This window comes from Faecalicatena contorta (assembly GCF_021531995.1).
Taxonomy (GTDB): domain Bacteria; phylum Bacillota; class Clostridia; order Lachnospirales; family Lachnospiraceae; genus Dorea_A; species Dorea_A contorta_A.
Genome location: NZ_JAFBIZ010000017.1, coordinates 1 through 15,673 on the forward strand (window position 1 = coordinate 1; position 15,673 = coordinate 15,673).

Consider the following 15,673-nt stretch of genomic DNA (forward strand, 5'->3'; position numbering starts at 1 on the left):
TTACTTATTTATATAAACATCTTCTCTAACATTGACTTTTTGATATTTTTTAATTTTTCCACCTCTCGCTGATGAAGGGTGATAAGGTCGTCGAGGTTGCGGAAATATGCTCCGATTTGTTTCTGTTCCTGATAGTTTGGAATAGATAACTCAAAATCAGATAACGCTTCTTTGGTTATAGTTTTAATTGTTCCTCCCGGTGCTTTCCGAGCTTCGTCTATAAACTTTTGCTTGATTATATATGCCCAGAAGGTCTTATCAATTTCAGCCTTATATTTTTCAAAGATTAGAACTGTTCTATCTACAAAAGCCCCATATTGCGTGATTGCAACACGCCCGATACTTCCTTGTAAAGTAACTAACACCGAATTTTTCTCAGCAAAAACACTCATAGGTTGAGCTAATATACTGATTTTCTGTTTGGTATCTTCAACTAAATTCATTTCATCTGATACATCAGCTACTTGAACAAATGGCATTGCTCCATCGCCATCGTACCATTCACTTTTTCCGTATGGTTGAGGGAACGAACCACGCCTATATATTGCTACTTCTCCTAACTTACGCTGTTCCCAATCATTAGTAAATCCGCAAAACCTAATCTCTGGTTTTTTTTCACCGTTTTTAGGAAACATTTTTTCCAACATGGATTTTTTCACATCAACCAATTTGTTATGCTTACGCTGATGAAGGGTGATAAGGTTGTCGATTCCATTAAAAAATTGTCCAAGTGCTTGCTGTTCATCGTATTGAGGAACGAGAACTTCAATTTCGTTTATGGCTGTTTTTGATAAACTCGGAACACCTGTTGACTCATCTTTCTTTTTCCAGTCGATATTTTGGAATATATCAAAAGCAAAATTCAAGTCAATTTTTTCTCTTGGAATAGCGTAAAATAGCGTATCTACCGTCCAAAATGGAGCGTTCAAGATATAAGGTTTATCAATTGTACCTTTTCTTCCAATTCCAATTGCATCTTTGTCATAGGACAAAGCCTCACTTACACTAAGCATATAACCGCCAGTTCCATAGACAGGAATGTCGCCTTCTGAGAGATGTTTGTAATCCCTACCGCTACAAACATCAACCAAATCCCCTAACTTACGCTGTTCCCAATCATCCGTGTATCCATCAAATCTTACCTGTGGTTTTTTTCTGTTTTCCTCCATTCTATTCACCTCCAAGCAGTGCTTTGAGGCTGGCTATCCCCTTCATATCAGATTCATTTCCACATAATTCGTCCAGCATCGACACCAATGATTTTTCAACTTCTTTTATTTCTTTTTCTATACCAATAAGTGTAGTTTCATACTTATCACCAAGTGTCCGCACCTGCTTGATCAATTCTCCAATTACTTGCCTTGGAATATCCATTAATTCCTCTTGTAATGGCCGGATCCATTTTTCTACAAGAAGTTCTTCTGCCTGTATGTCAGTAAGCGATTCTATCGTTTCTTTTGTCTTTATATGCAGTGCAGCTGTCAGGTCTTTTATTTCTTTCTTTGTTTCTTTTTCTTCTTTGCTCAGCTTCGTATATTGTTCAAGCATTTCTTTTAATTTCTTCTCGTCTTCTGTTTCCGGATGCTTCAATTCTTTTAATCTTGCAGTTACACCTTTTGCCTGAAAGGCATCCTGAGCCTCATTTAATATCTCGCTTTCTTTATCTTCTTCTGCCATCTCTTCTATCATTTCTTCATACTCAGAAATAATCTCTTCAATTCGTCTTTCTTTTTCTTTTATCTCTGCCAACTGGTCAGAAAGAAATACTCCCTGAACCAAATCAAATGGAAGAATTCTTCCTTTCCATCCCTCCTGTAGTTCTTTATCTTTTTTCATAATCAGATTCGGTTCTACCACTTTCACTGCAGCTTTCCCCTCTGTGCCAATGATATCAAAGTCAATCGCTATCTTTATCCATTCATCATCCAGTACCTGATATGCATGATATTTATCTACTAATGGAATATCTGCCAGTCTTGCAAATATATTGTTGCCAATCTTTATTTCTTCTTTTACCGGCTGCACCTCTTCCATCTGACAAATCAATCGTTCTTTTAAATATTCTTCAAAGTCTTCAAAGCGTTTTTCATACCTCTCGATGTATCCTTTTACATCCTCGCTATTTTCTATAACATGGCTGATATCTTTACTTCTAAGTTCAGAATAAGAAGTATCGTTGCTGACAAAAAGCTGATCTTTTAATTCGGGAAAGGCCTGCCAGTATATTGCAAGATCATCAATCTCTGCATTCGGAATTCCCCCCATCATACTTGCATAAAGATCCCAGGATTCTGCTTTTTCTGAAGAATCGACATAACGAGGAATATTAAGATTATATCCATTGGTACGAATTTCATCGCGGCTGACGAGTTTTGCATACTTCTCAACCGTTTTTCTCTCTGTGTAAGTATCCACAATTCTTTTGATGTCTGAAGCCCGAAGTATATTGTTTTTCCCACTCTTTACAAATCCTTTGGATGCATCAATGATCAGTACATCACTTTGCTCCCGCTTCTGCTTTAACACCATAATAATCGTCGGGATTCCCGTTCCAAAGAAAATATTCGCCGGAAGCCCGATAATTGCATCTATGTGGTTTTTCTCAATCAGATTTGTTCTGATTTTTTCTTCCTCACCACCCCGGAACAGTACACCATGCGGTAACACAATCGCCATAATTCCATCTGGCTTCAGATGATACAGATCGTGTAAAAGAAATGCATAATCTGCCTTTCCCTTTGGCGCCAGACCATACTCACAATATCTTGGGTCAGACTCTTTTCCATCCGGATTCCACTGCTGTGAATATGGTGGATTCGATACCACCGCATCTACACGAAGCACCGGCGGATAACTACCAATATCGATAGGCCAGTCATCCTCCAGAGTATCTGCATTTCGCGTAAATAGATTAGAAGGATTAATACCTCGCATAATCAGATTCATTCTGGTAAGGTTGTATGTGTTTTCCTTTAGTTCCTGTGCGTAATACTGAATACTGTCCCGATTCATATATTTGGACGCACTGTGTCCGATATTGATCAGAAGAGAACCGGATCCTGATGTCGGATCATAAATTGCAATATGATCTCTGTCCTTCAGATGATTCGCAACAATCTCTGATATGAGTAGTGATACCTCATGTGGTGTATAAAATTCTCCTGCCTTCTTTCCTGCATTTGCGGCAAAGTTAGAAATCAAATACTCATATATAAACCCCAGCACATCATAGCCCTGTTTTTCATCCATCGGAATATCTTTAATCAGCTGAATCAGATCACTGATTGCTTTTGTCCTTGCATTACTGGTCTCTCCAAGTTTGGATAGTCCAGTCTGCAGGGTATCAAATACGCCATCGAATACTTTTCTGTGGGATTCATTGATCAATCGTTCAAATGCAGACAACGCATCTGTAACATTAGACACATCAAAATCTTTTCCCATACTGAGCCAGGTAGAAAACAAATGATCATATGCAATAAAATAACCAAGATTCTTTTTGCACTGATTAACCGTTTCTATATCCTCTTCTACTAATTCAACAAAGTCTTCCACTTCCCAGTCATTTTTCTTTAAAAATTCCACTTCTTTATCTGAAAGAAATTTATAAAATATAAATCCCAAAATATAATCCTTATATTCATTTGCTTCAATTTTTGAACGCATTTTATTAGCAGACTCCCAGATTCTGGAGGCCAATTGTTGTTTATTCATGCACATGAACCGCCTTTCTGCCCATACTTACTCTCTTTTTCAGCGAAAGTAAATCATTACTTGTATTTTACCAAAATTCCTGTGGATTGACCACACCGTTTATACAAAAGAAAGTCCACCAGTACACTCTGGTGAACTTCCTCCTACTTATATCTCAGCAACAGTGCCGAATTAATTATTACAAACACCGATCCACAATTATGTACCAATGCTCCTACAATAGGATTCAGGATTCCTGTCATTGCCAGCACAATTGCGACAAAGTTCAGAATCATAGAAAAAGACAGATTAAATCTGATCTTTCGCATCATCTTCCCTGACAGCGCCAGAAGATGTGGAAGTTCTTTTACTTCATCATCTACCAGCGCAATATCTGCCGCATCTACTGCGATGTCACTTTCCACGCCGCCCATGGCAATTCCTACATTTGCTTTTTTCAGGGCAGGAGCATCATTGACACCATCTCCAACCATGCAGACAGATTCCTTCTGCTCTTGATAGCTGCTGATCTGCCGTAGCTTATCTTCCGGCAGACAACCGGAATAGACATCGCTGATTCCAAGTTCAGATGCAATCCGGCCTGCAGCCGATTCATGATCACCGGTAAGCAGGACCGGCATGATCTCCAGGTTTTTCAGTTGCCTGATCATCTCTTTACTTTCAGGCCTGAGTGTATCCTCAAGAACGATATAGCCTGCAAGCATTCCACATACTGCCACCAGAATGGCAGTCCCGCCTCTTTTCAGTTCCTGATTGATCAGAGAAACGATCTCTTCAGGCAATTCAATTCCTTCATCCAGAAGCAGCTTATCATTTCCCGCTATCACGATTTGTTGATTCACGACACCTTTTACTCCTCTTCCCGGAATCATTTCAAAATCACTCACTGCTTCCAAAGTCTTTGTTTCTTCCTCCTGAAAACAGCTGACAATTGCCTTCCCTAACGGATGCTCAGAATTCTTTTCCACCGCCGCCGTCAGTCTGTATATCTCCTGCTCTGAATATTTTCCCGACACAGACCGAATAGAAGTAATAGAGGTATAGATATAATATACCTATAGGGGTATGCCTTTGTCAAGGATAAAAAAAGAAGCAAGAATTTTTATCTGTGATTCTCAAAATTCTTACTTCCATGATATTTTTCTTTTGGTTATTGCATATTTGCAAACCTTTCAATGGCTTTTGTAAAGTTTTTTATTTCTTCTTCGTCTCCGCTTTCGATGGCCTCTCTGACACAATGATTAATATGTCCTTCCAGAACCACCTGTCCACATTTATTCAATGCCGATTTTGCCGCATTGATCTGTGACAGAATATCTTCACAGGGAATATCTTCGTCTACCATTCTGTCGATTGCCTGCACCTGTCCGATCACTTTCTTTAATCTTCGATGCAGATTATCAGAATCCATACATTTCTTCATAATATCGCTCCTTACCTTTAGGGGTATGTGCATATATTACAGGAAATCAACCATTTCTGCAATATTATTTTTCTTCCAGGATCTCTTCATCATAGCTTGGTTCTGCATGATGTCCCGGGCGGACAACAAGAAACCTGTCTTCCGGCCAGTCACCGTCAACCATCTGCTTTAGAATTGAATGATCACCCTGAATCAGTTCAAAAGACCAGTTCTTTTCTTCCGCCTTCTTTCTGGCCTTTTCTTCATATTCCGGGAGGTCCAGTCCGGGCCATTGTATATAGGCTATTCGCTGATAACTCTGTGTAAATTCTGCTTCAATCTCTACCGCCCTTCTGGCATGTTTCTCATTGCCATGATAACGGATCAGATACATCTCATATCTTCTCCTCAGAGCATCTGTATCATCCACATGAACCAATTCCGAAAATCCCGGTGAAGAGTAATATGTTCCGGGATGCTTTTTATAATATTCCATATAACGGTCTTTGTCCCCCATTAATAACGTAATACAATCATGTGCTTTCGGTATTACGAGCGGATATCTCCTGCTGGACAACCCTGCTACGATATTTGAACAGAGCCCGTACCCCAGAAGAATTGCATCAAAATCATTCTCATCTGTATTGTTCGAATAACGATGATGATTCTCATCAATCATATCAATTTCTTCCTGAAGAACCTTCTTCAGGTATTCCGGACGGTTATGGTACTTCTGCTGTATCAGCGTTACATCAATGCTATTCCTGCAGGAATATATGACACTTGCAATTTCTCTTTCCAGGATCTTACATCCAAGTAATTTGTATCTCATATGTCCCTTCCATCCATTCCCGTTTCATTAATACGAATCTATATTTTTATCATAAAATATATGACTCGCAATTTCAATCAAAAAGAGCATGATTGTATATCCTGCAATTGTAATCAAAAGGGACTGTTGTCTTACACCGGTATAAAATCCGAAATCATGCAATTTTCACAAGAAAAGCCGAGGTAAGCGAGTTAGCGTCGAGGCGTTCTTGTGAAAATTGCAGATATCAGAATATTCATACTCCGTATATCACAACAGTCCTTTTTAATTCAATTCTTTCAATTATTTTTCTTCCGACTGCATCAGTGTAATGTTTTTTACCCGCTTTCCCCTGGAAAAGCCACACTGCTTCAGTCCTTTTTCAATTACTTTTCCCATTGAGTTATAATCCAGCTCTACGGTCGTATCATCTTCCAGTCTGATCAGACATTTTCTGCATGCAGCCTGTCTCTGTCCACACATCTGATAAGCAGTTTTCCGTTTCAGTACACCGATCTGTTCCAGTGCATCAACTGTGCGATATACCGTTGCATTTCCAATTCCCGGATCCTTCTTCACTGCCAGATAATATACTTCCTTACAGCAGGTACACGGTTCTTCCAGAATGATATCGATCAGAAGCTTCCGCTGTCTGGTAATCCGGAATCCATTGGCACGAAGCTGTTCTATGATGGATTCTTTTTCCATCACCTGAAAATCACAGGTCTGAAATTCTGTATCTTTTTCTTCCGTAACGGAACTTTGACAATCCTTGTTCATCATTTGCTCTCCGGCTTCTAATGGCAATGTCCGCTGCAGTGTTTACAGTCACATCCGCACTGCAGTGATTTTCCGGCTTTTTTATCTTTTATCATGCTGCGTACAGCCAATCCTACGACTCCCACCAGCACCAGTAATACTACTACTGTTCCCATAAAACCTGCACCTCCTGTTTTTTCAACTGCTGCTGATTAAGCTCTGACTTTTCCTGTAATGCTCTTTGGAACTGTCAGATTCTGACTTTCCTTATATGGACGGAACAACAGATACAGGAAACCTATGATCATGATAAATGCAACCACAGTTCCGATACCGAAGGTTCCGGTCGTAAGCAGTGTACCAATCTGATATACACACAGAGATACCACATACGCAAGCAGTGTCTGGTATCCGATTGCAAACCAGAACCATTTTGCATTGTTCATCTCACGCTTAATTGCTCCCATCGCTGCAAAGCAAGGTGCACATAACAGATTGAATACCAGGAAAGAATACGCTGCCACCTGAGTAAATGCACCTGCAAGGGATCCCCAGATCTCGGCGCCATCCTCAGCAACTTCTCCAAATCCATACAGAATTCCGAACGTTCCTACGACATTTTCTTTTGCAACCAAACCGGTAATAGCTGCAACTGCTGCCTTCCAGTCTCCCCATCCAAGCGGAATGAAGATCCAGGCGATTGCAGAACCGATTGCTGCAAGTATACTGTTTTCCATATCCTCAACCATACCGAAGTGTCCGCCTTCGAATCCGAATCCCTGTGCAAACCATACAAAGATCGTAGACAGAAGAATGATGGTTCCGGCTTTCTTAATGAATGACCATCCACGCTCCCACGTACTTCTTAATACATTGCCGACTGTCGGCAGATGGTATGCCGGAAGCTCCATAACGAACGGTGCCGGGTCCCCTGCGAACATCCTGGTCTTCTTTAAAATGATACCTGAGCATATAATTGCCGCAATACCCACAAAATATGCACTCGGAGCAACCCATGCAGCTCCGTCAAATAATGCGCCTGCAATCAGAGCAATGATCGGAAGCTTTGCACCACATGGAATAAATGTAGTCGTCATGATCGTCATCTTGCGGTCTCTGTCATTTTCAATCGTTCTGGAAGCCATAACACCCGGAACACCACATCCGGTACCGATCAGCATCGGAATAAAAGACTTACCGGACAGACCAAATTTACGGAAGATTCGATCCATGATAAATGCAATACGTGCCATATATCCGCAGCCTTCCAGGAACGCAAGGAAGAGGAATAATACCAGCATCTGCGGAACGAATCCAAGTACCGCTCCGACACCACTGATAATACCATCTACCAGAAGTCCGGTAAGCCATGGGGCACAGCCAACAGATTCCAGCGCACTCTGTGCACCCGGAATGATCCACTCACCAAATAACGTATCGTTTGTCCAGTCTGTCAGGATGCTTCCGACGGTAGAAACGGATACATAATATACGATAAACATTACGACTGCAAAGATTGGCAGTGCAAGGAAACGATTGGTTACCACTCTGTCGATCTTATCTGATAAAGACATCTGATTCTTGACACGTTTTTTATAACAGTCTTCAATGATACTTCCTATGTAATTATAACGCTCTCCGGTAATGATGCTTTCCGCATCATCATCCATTTCTTTTTCGCAGCTTACAATATCTTCTTCGATATGGTCCAGCAGGGATTTTTCAAGTTTCAGACTCTCCTGCACCTTCTCATCCCGTTCAAAAAGCTTTACGGCATACCAGCGTTCCATACTCGATTCTACATGTCCTGTAATTGCTTCTTCAATGTGTGCAATTGCATGTTCTACACATCCGTCAAAGCTGTGTGCCGGCTGGCTGCTCTTTCCACTCTTTGCAATCGTTACGGCACGCTGTGCAAGCTGATCAATGCCTTCTCCTTTTAATGCAGAGATCTCTACAACCTTACAGCCGGTATCCTTTCCAAGGCGTTCAATATTCAGCACTTCTCCGTTCTTTCTCACCAGATCCATCATATTTACTGCAATGATGACCGGAATTCCAAGTTCGGTAAGCTGTGTTGTCAGATACAGATTTCTCTCCAGATTCGTACCATCTATAATATTGATAATTGCATCCGGTTTTTCTCCAATCAGAAAGTTTCTTGATACTACTTCCTCCAACGTATAAGGAGACAGAGAGTAGATTCCCGGAAGATCCACCAGGATTGCTTCTTCTCCTTTCGCTGTATATCCTTTGATTTTTCCTTCTTTTTTCTCCACCGTTACGCCCGGCCAGTTACCCACAAACTGATTGGAACCTGTCAGAGCATTAAACAATGTTGTCTTTCCACTGTTCGGATTACCCGCAAGTGCAATTTTTACTTTCATATTCTGCCTCTCTTCCTTATATCATATCTATTTTTTTTCTATAAGACTTCTTACTTATATGTAACTTTTATTAGCTTTCACTAACCTGTGTCTAAAAAAATCCGCTATTGTACTTCTATCATTTCCGCATCCGCTTTTCTGAGAGATAATTCATATCCTCTGACTGTCACTTCTACCGGATCTCCCAGAGGTGCCACTTTTCTTACATAGACCTCCGTGTTTTTGGTAATTCCCATATCCATAATTCTGCGTTTTACCGCACCCTCTCCATGGAGCTTTACAACCTTCACTGTCTCTCCACATTTTGCATCCTTTAATGTTGCCATCTGTACACCTTCCTCCTTATACCATGATTTTATTCGCCATTTCTTTACTGATTGCTACACGTGAATCTTTCACCTTTACAATCAGATTTCCGTTGATTTCTGATACGACAGTGACGAACCCGCCCATCACAAACCCCAGGCTTTCTAAAAAACGTCTGGTTTCGTCCTTTCCGCCAATTTTTCTGATTTGAATCATTCGACCAGTTTCGGCCATAGTCAAAGGCATCATAGTCCACCTGCTTTCGTTTTTAATAAACGTTCTCATTTATCACAATAGTTAGTATATGCTTACCCTCATTATATGTCAATAACTGTAATTGATATTTTTTTTCAATATGAGGATCCATATCTTCAATACGATTGTGTATCCAGGACATTTTCTTTGCACTTGACCCACCGAAAAGTTACTGCTATAATTGATATAAATGTAGAAAACAACTCCAGAAAAGAGGAGAATAACATGCGTAATAACCGATCTTCAGAAGATTATCTGGAAACCATATTATTATTGAGTAAAAAGCTTCCCGTTGTACGTTCTGTAGATATTGCAACTGAACTGAACTTTTCAAAACCCAGTGTCAGTGTTGCTATGAAGCACCTTCGAGAAAATGAATGTATCGAAGTAAGTTCTGCCGGTTTCATCACATTAACCGAAAAAGGAAAGCAGATCGCCTCAAGTGTCTATGAACGTCATACCGTATTATCCGACTGGCTGATTTCTCTGGGAGTATCTCCTGAGACTGCCGTAAGTGATGCATGCGAGATGGAACATCAGATCAGTGATGAAAGTTTTCAGGCAATGAAAGAATTTATCAAAAAACATACATCCGACTAGATGTACTTTTTGTCCTTTCAACTAAAATAAGAATCGCCCACAGAACTTCGTGCTTTACAGCATGAGATTTTCTGTGGGCGATTCTTGTCATAAACATGTTTTCGACTACGTGTTTCCCGACAGACCATATCACGGCTTCTGTCACGGAAGCATATAGAGGAGTGCATTGCAGATACAGGCAGCGATATTGCTTCCTCCTTTTCTGCCCCTTGCCACAATATACGGTACTTCTTCCTGCGCCATTATCAGCTCCTTGGATTGTACCACATTGACAAAGCCTACCGGGACCCCAATCACAAGCTCCGGTCTGATTCTTCCTTCCCGGATCATTTCATACAGATGAATCAATGCCGTCGGAGCGTTTCCAATCGCAAAGATCAGTTTTTCTTCCAGCATACAGGCTTTTTCCATACTTGCAACCGCTCTGGTCGTTCCATTTTCTTTTGCAGCCCGGGCAACATCTTCGTCAGACATAAAACAATATACCTGACCGCCATATCCGGCAAGCCTTTTTTTATTAATCCCTGATTTTCCCATCTGGGTATCTGTTACTATGGATGCTCCGTTTTGAATCGCTTCCAGCGCCCTTTCTACTGCCCCTTTCGAGAAGACCAGATTTTTCGCATACTCAAAATCTGCACTGGTATGAATGCAGCGCTTGATGATTGGTGCCTGTTCTTCCGGAAGGCAGATTTCCTCCCGCCTCAGTTCTTCCGCAATCATCTCAAAGCTTCTTTTTTCGATCTCAGCAGGCAACACATTTTCGATCTCAATTTTCATGTCCAACTACCTCCTCTTCCAGAATCTGATAAATCCGTTTCATATCAAGGTGTTCTCTTAGTGTATCCGCCAGTAAATTATATTGTGTCTCTTTAAACTTTTTTAAATCTATAGAATCGTATTCGCGAATATTAATTCCTTTTTTTTCAGCAAGTGCACGTACCATTTCCGTCACAATTTCTTCCCGATCGAAGATTCCATGTACATAGGTTCCGCAGATATTTCCTCTGGATGCGCCGTCATGACTTACCACATATACGGAATCTTCCCTGCCGACTTCTGACGCATCTCTTTTCTTCACTGTATCATGAATCTCATTCATTGGCAGAATTCCTGTCAGTCTAGTTTCTCCCATATGAATCTCATATCCTTCGAACGCAAGGTTCTGAAGTCCCTGGAAGATTCCATCCGGATGTCGGAACGTCCCGGTAATTCTGGTTCTGGTCTTTTTCTTTCCAAAGATCGTCTCCACCGGAAGAAGTCCCATTCCTCTCATACTGCCTCCGGACTCTACACCTTCCGGATCAGAAAGCTTCTCACCAAGCATCTGATACCCTCCACAGATGCCCCAGACTGCCGTCCCTCTGGCAGCTGCCTTCTGTATTGCTGCTTCCAGACCATTCTGGCGCATCCAGCGCAGATCTTCCATCGTATTCTTGGTTCCCGGCAGAATGATCAGATCCGGACACCTCAGTTCACTGCACCGTTTTACATAACGAAGCGATACACCGTTCAGATTTTCAAGCAGCATAAAATCTGTAAAATTGGATATTCTGGGAGTCCGTATCACCGCAATATCCACACATCCGTCGGCCGTATTCTGCACATTTTTGTATTGCTGTCCGTCGAACCGCTCTGTCAGACTGTCCTCATCTTCAATCTCAACCTGCATATAAGGAGCAACTCCTACGATCGGAATTCCGCCTCTTTGCTCCAGCATATCTATTCCCGGATCCAGAATCGTCTTATCTCCCCGGAATTTATTAATAATCAGTCCTTTGACCAGTTCCTTCTCCTCATCCTCCAGTAACATCAGCGTTCCCAGAAGCTGCGCAAACACACCGCCCCGGTCAATATCACCGACCAGCAGCACCGGAGCCTGTACCATTCTGGCAAGCCCCATATTTACGATATCGTCCTGCTTCAGATTGATCTCTGCCGGACTACCTGCCCCTTCAATGACAATTATATCGTATTCTTCTTCCAGCTGATGAAATGCCTTCAGAATATCCGGGATTAACTGCTTTTTATAGGCGAAATACTCCCTTGCGCTCATATTTCCAAGGACCTCTCCATTTACAATGACCTGTGATCCCACATCGTTGGTCGGTTTCAGGAGGATCGGATTCATCTGAACCTGTGGCTGGATTCCCGCGGCTTCAGCCTGTACGACCTGTGCTCTTCCCATCTCAAGTCCGTCTTCCGTGATAAATGAGTTAAGCGCCATATTCTGTGATTTAAACGGTGCCACTTTGTATCCGTCCTGCCGGAAGATCCGGCATAATCCCGCACAGATCAAGCTCTTTCCCGCATTGGACATCGTGCCCTGTATCATAATTTTTTTAGCCATACGATCAACCTTTCATTCTCTTCCTGTGTTCGCACTGCGATCCGATAATATCCTGAACACAATCCCTCATAATTTGCACAATCCCGGATCAGAAACCCTGCGTCCAGAGCCTCCTCATACAATCCCTTCCTTCCGGAAAAAAAGATATAGTTTGCGCGGGATCCATAGACCTCATACCCCAGATTCCTCAATTCCCGTATCATCCATGTCTTCTGGGCTCCTACATATTTTCTTGTCCGCTCTATATACGGTTCACAATCCTGAAGCACTGCCGTTCCTGCCTCCTGTGCCAGAACAGAGACATTCCAGGGTTGGAGCATGTCTGCCATCGAACGAAGCAGCTGATGGTTCGCACTGATCGCATATCCCAGACGGATCCCTGGCATGCAGAATATCTTGGTAAATGCTTTGACGATCAATAACTCCGGGTACTGCTCCAGATATTCTATGCTTTCATACTCCCTGGGAATTTCCAGAAAATCCAGAAAGCATTCATCCAGTAAAAGTATGGTACCGCATTCTCTGCACTTTTTTAATACTTTCAGAATCAGATTTTTTTCTGTCACCTGTCCGGTTGGATTATTCGGATTGCACATAAACACCATGTCCGTCTGTGGAGTGATCATCTTAAGAATCTCGTCTTTTACTTGAAATCCATCTTCCTTTTTCAGTATACAATAATCTACTTCCGCCCTCACCACCCGAAGTGCCCGCTCATATTCAGAAAATGCCGGTGCCGTCACAAGTGCCCGTTTTGGCCTGATAGCCAGTACCGCTGCAAAAAAAAGCTCCGCAGCCCCATTGCCACAGAGTATATGATCCATATCTGTATGCTCAAAACCGCCAATGGCTTCTCGAAGCTTACTGCACCACATATCCGGGTAATGAACGATATTTTCTACATTATTCTGCACAGCCCGAAGTGCACGCTCCGGCACCCCGAGCGGATTACTGTTCACCGAAAAATCTGTCACATGCGGATTCCGGTAGATATCCCCGCCATGTACCTGTCTGTTCTCTTTTTCCACCTGTCCAACTCTCCTTATCAGGAATATCAGAATGATTTCTCATCTATTCATCTATCTTACTTATATTTCGGATAATAGTCAATATGCTGCCAGCAGACAGATACTCTTGATTCCCACAAACAATAGCAGCGCCAGTATCGCTGTTCCAAAAAGAAGCATATGCGACTTCCTGATATCCCAGATCTCAATTCTGCGGATCGGATCTCCGATCGTCGGTTTCTCATACAGTTCTCCAAAATACCATGCATTTCCCGCAAGTTCTACATCCAGTGCACCTGCCATCACTGCTTCCGTCTGGGCAGCGTTCGGACTTTTATGATTATGACGGTCCCTGCGCCAGATGCGGATTGCATTCTTCCAGTCCATATGCACACATGCTGCCGCCAGGATCATCAGAACCGCTGATACCCTGGCAGGAATATAATTCACAATATCGTCCAGTCTGGCTGCTGCTGTTCCAAAGTAACGATATCTGTCATTCTTATATCCGATCATGGAATCCATGGTATTTACCGCCTTATAAGCATATCCCAGAACTGCTCCTCCAATTACAAGATAGAACAGTGGCGCAATCACTCCGTCAGAGGTATTCTCCGCTACCGTCTCTACAGCAGCCTTTGTTACTCCTTCTTCTGTCAGATTCCGGGTATCTCTTCCAACGATCATAGACACTGCTTTTCTCGCTTCATCTATTCCCTTTTCTTTCAGTGCCAGATAGACTTTATCACTCTCATCTCTCAGAGATCTTGTTGCAAGAATCTGATAACACATAACACTCTCTATCGTAAGCCCCAGCTGCCAGGCATATGCATATGCCACACAGAGGATCAGCACAGGCACTGCCGTACTGACAGAAAGAACGATCAGAACCAGAACTCCTCCTGCAATCCGTTCTCCGGTCTTAGTCTTCGGGAAACAGCTTCTGATAATTTTTTCCGTACCGGTAATCAGATGTCCGATCAGCCTCACCGGATGATACAGCCATCTGGGATCCCCCAGAATCAGATCCAGAACAAATCCTGCTGCCACTGCAATTGTCATCCATATCACTCTCTGTAATCCCAAGCTCATATCCTTCTCCGTTTCCCACCTGATAATCATAATAACTGCCTGCAGGACACCCATCCTCCAGGCGTGCATACTTTTCCATGATACTCATAATCGTGCCGCCATGCACCACCAGTGCAGCACGTCGAATTTCTCTTTCCCGACACATCTTAAGCACCTGCCGAAAGCCTTCCAGCGTCCGACGCACATAATCTTCCCTGCTCTCTCCTTCCGGAAATGGTAAGGTCCCGCCGCTGTCAATCCATTCCTGATACGCCGGGCAGCCGGACAGTTCCTGATAATTTCGATTCTCAAAAATTCCGAAATCACACTCTCCAAGCTTCTCCACTACCGTATACTTCTTCCCCGGATAGAGAATTTCCGCAGTCTGAATACATCGCTTCATCGGACTGACAAACACTGCCTGAACATCAGGATATCCACATAATATATCTTTCAGCCCTGACCTTCTTCGCATATTCTTCTGAAGCAGCTCCACCCCTTCCGGGCACAATGCTTCATCCGTCCGGCCGATATATCGTTTCTTTTTGTTTCCCTCCGTCATCGAATGGCGAATCAGGCAGATCCTCATACTCTCTTGATTTCCTTTCCGATACCGCAGATCACGCGATCCACACGTTTCGCATGTGCTGCAAGCTCTGTACATATTCTTCCCGTCATCTCACGATACGCTCTTTCAAACGGATCCACCGGAACAATTCCATACCCGATCTCATCCGTTACAATGACCATATCCGGATTCTGTGTCATCAATATCTCTGCAAGATGACTGACATCTTCACCTTTACGCATCTTCCGTTCGATCCATTTATGAAAGTGATGGAGTCCTTCACATTGTAACGCCTGTTCATCTGTACATTCCCGACCATCTGCCCATGAGATCTCCGGATACAATTCTTTTGCGTAGGCAAGCTTTCCCTGATATGCTCCGCCGATGATCATGATCATAGTTTTTTTCCTCCCTGCTCCACGTACACCACATTCCTTTACACC

At 42.6% G+C, this 15,673-nt stretch carries 17 protein-coding genes; 1 reads left to right on the forward strand and 16 read right to left on the reverse strand.

Going from position 1 to position 15,673, the window contains the following annotated elements:
- Positions 1-8: 8 nt before the first annotated feature.
- From JQM82_RS03775 to JQM82_RS03820, 10 genes are all read right to left on the reverse strand, one after another.
- Positions 9-1,169 carry a restriction endonuclease subunit S gene (locus tag JQM82_RS03775; protein ID WP_235248695.1) on the reverse strand — a complete coding sequence of 387 codons (1,161 nt, stop codon included), beginning with the start codon at positions 1,167-1,169 and terminating at the stop codon, positions 9-11.
- Position 1,170: 1 nt separating this feature from the next.
- Positions 1,171-3,714, reverse strand: coding sequence for a type I restriction-modification system subunit M (locus JQM82_RS03780; RefSeq protein WP_235248696.1), 2,544 nt, complete (start codon positions 3,712-3,714; stop codon positions 1,171-1,173).
- A gap of 143 nt (positions 3,715-3,857) precedes the next feature.
- Complete coding sequence (locus JQM82_RS03785) at positions 3,858-4,730, reverse strand: HAD-IC family P-type ATPase (RefSeq protein WP_328284197.1); 873 nt, start codon at positions 4,728-4,730, stop codon at positions 3,858-3,860.
- A 134-nt stretch (positions 4,731-4,864) separates the two neighbouring features.
- Complete coding sequence (locus JQM82_RS03790) at positions 4,865-5,137, reverse strand: metal-sensing transcriptional repressor (RefSeq protein ID WP_235248698.1); 273 nt, start codon at positions 5,135-5,137, stop codon at positions 4,865-4,867.
- 64 nt (positions 5,138-5,201) lie between these two features.
- Entirely contained in the window at positions 5,202-5,948 is a 747-nt protein-coding gene (locus tag JQM82_RS03795; protein WP_235248699.1) for a DUF1638 domain-containing protein, read from the reverse strand.
- A 282-nt stretch (positions 5,949-6,230) separates the two neighbouring features.
- A complete protein-coding gene (locus JQM82_RS03800) occupies positions 6,231-6,710 on the reverse strand; it encodes a Fur family transcriptional regulator (protein ID WP_235248700.1) in 480 nt (159 codons plus the stop codon).
- A 14-nt stretch (positions 6,711-6,724) separates the two neighbouring features.
- Positions 6,725-6,862, reverse strand: coding sequence for a FeoB-associated Cys-rich membrane protein (locus JQM82_RS03805; RefSeq protein WP_235248701.1), 138 nt, complete (start codon positions 6,860-6,862; stop codon positions 6,725-6,727).
- A 36-nt stretch (positions 6,863-6,898) separates the two neighbouring features.
- Positions 6,899-9,073 (reverse strand): ferrous iron transport protein B, encoded by a 2,175-nt coding sequence (feoB, locus tag JQM82_RS03810; RefSeq protein WP_235248702.1) that lies wholly within the window; start codon positions 9,071-9,073, stop codon positions 6,899-6,901.
- 104 nt (positions 9,074-9,177) lie between these two features.
- Positions 9,178-9,399, reverse strand: a complete 222-nt coding sequence (locus tag JQM82_RS03815; RefSeq protein ID WP_235248703.1) for a FeoA family protein — start codon at positions 9,397-9,399, stop codon at positions 9,178-9,180.
- Positions 9,400-9,415: 16 nt separating this feature from the next.
- Positions 9,416-9,628, reverse strand: a complete 213-nt coding sequence (locus JQM82_RS03820; RefSeq protein ID WP_235248704.1) for a FeoA family protein — start codon at positions 9,626-9,628, stop codon at positions 9,416-9,418.
- A 231-nt stretch (positions 9,629-9,859) separates the two neighbouring features.
- On the opposite strand from JQM82_RS03820, the gene JQM82_RS03825 reads away from it, so the two are divergent.
- Positions 9,860-10,234 (forward strand): metal-dependent transcriptional regulator, encoded by a 375-nt coding sequence (locus JQM82_RS03825; RefSeq protein WP_235248705.1) that lies wholly within the window; start codon positions 9,860-9,862, stop codon positions 10,232-10,234.
- Between the two features lie 141 nt (positions 10,235-10,375).
- On the opposite strand, the gene JQM82_RS03830 is transcribed toward JQM82_RS03825, so the two are convergent.
- From JQM82_RS03830 to JQM82_RS03855, 6 genes are all read right to left on the reverse strand, one after another.
- A complete protein-coding gene (locus JQM82_RS03830) occupies positions 10,376-11,014 on the reverse strand; it encodes a precorrin-8X methylmutase (RefSeq protein WP_235248706.1) in 639 nt (212 codons plus the stop codon).
- On the reverse strand, positions 11,004-12,584 hold the full coding sequence (locus JQM82_RS03835; RefSeq protein WP_235248707.1) for a cobyric acid synthase: 1,581 nt from the start codon (positions 12,582-12,584) through the stop codon (positions 11,004-11,006). Before JQM82_RS03835 ends, JQM82_RS03830 begins: the two co-directional genes overlap by 11 nt.
- A complete protein-coding gene (locus JQM82_RS03840; protein WP_235248708.1) occupies positions 12,566-13,612 on the reverse strand; it encodes a pyridoxal phosphate-dependent aminotransferase in 1,047 nt (348 codons plus the stop codon). The genes JQM82_RS03835 and JQM82_RS03840 overlap by 19 nt, the downstream gene beginning before the upstream one ends.
- A gap of 78 nt (positions 13,613-13,690) precedes the next feature.
- Complete coding sequence (cbiB, locus tag JQM82_RS03845) at positions 13,691-14,623, reverse strand: adenosylcobinamide-phosphate synthase CbiB (protein ID WP_235248733.1); 933 nt, start codon at positions 14,621-14,623, stop codon at positions 13,691-13,693.
- On the reverse strand, positions 14,514-15,251 hold the full coding sequence (locus tag JQM82_RS03850) for a histidine phosphatase family protein (RefSeq protein WP_235248709.1): 738 nt from the start codon (positions 15,249-15,251) through the stop codon (positions 14,514-14,516). The genes cbiB and JQM82_RS03850 overlap by 110 nt, the downstream gene beginning before the upstream one ends.
- Entirely contained in the window at positions 15,248-15,628 is a 381-nt protein-coding gene (locus tag JQM82_RS03855; RefSeq protein WP_235248710.1) for a bifunctional adenosylcobinamide kinase/adenosylcobinamide-phosphate guanylyltransferase, read from the reverse strand. The genes JQM82_RS03850 and JQM82_RS03855 overlap by 4 nt, the downstream gene beginning before the upstream one ends.
- Positions 15,629-15,673 lie beyond the last annotated feature (45 nt).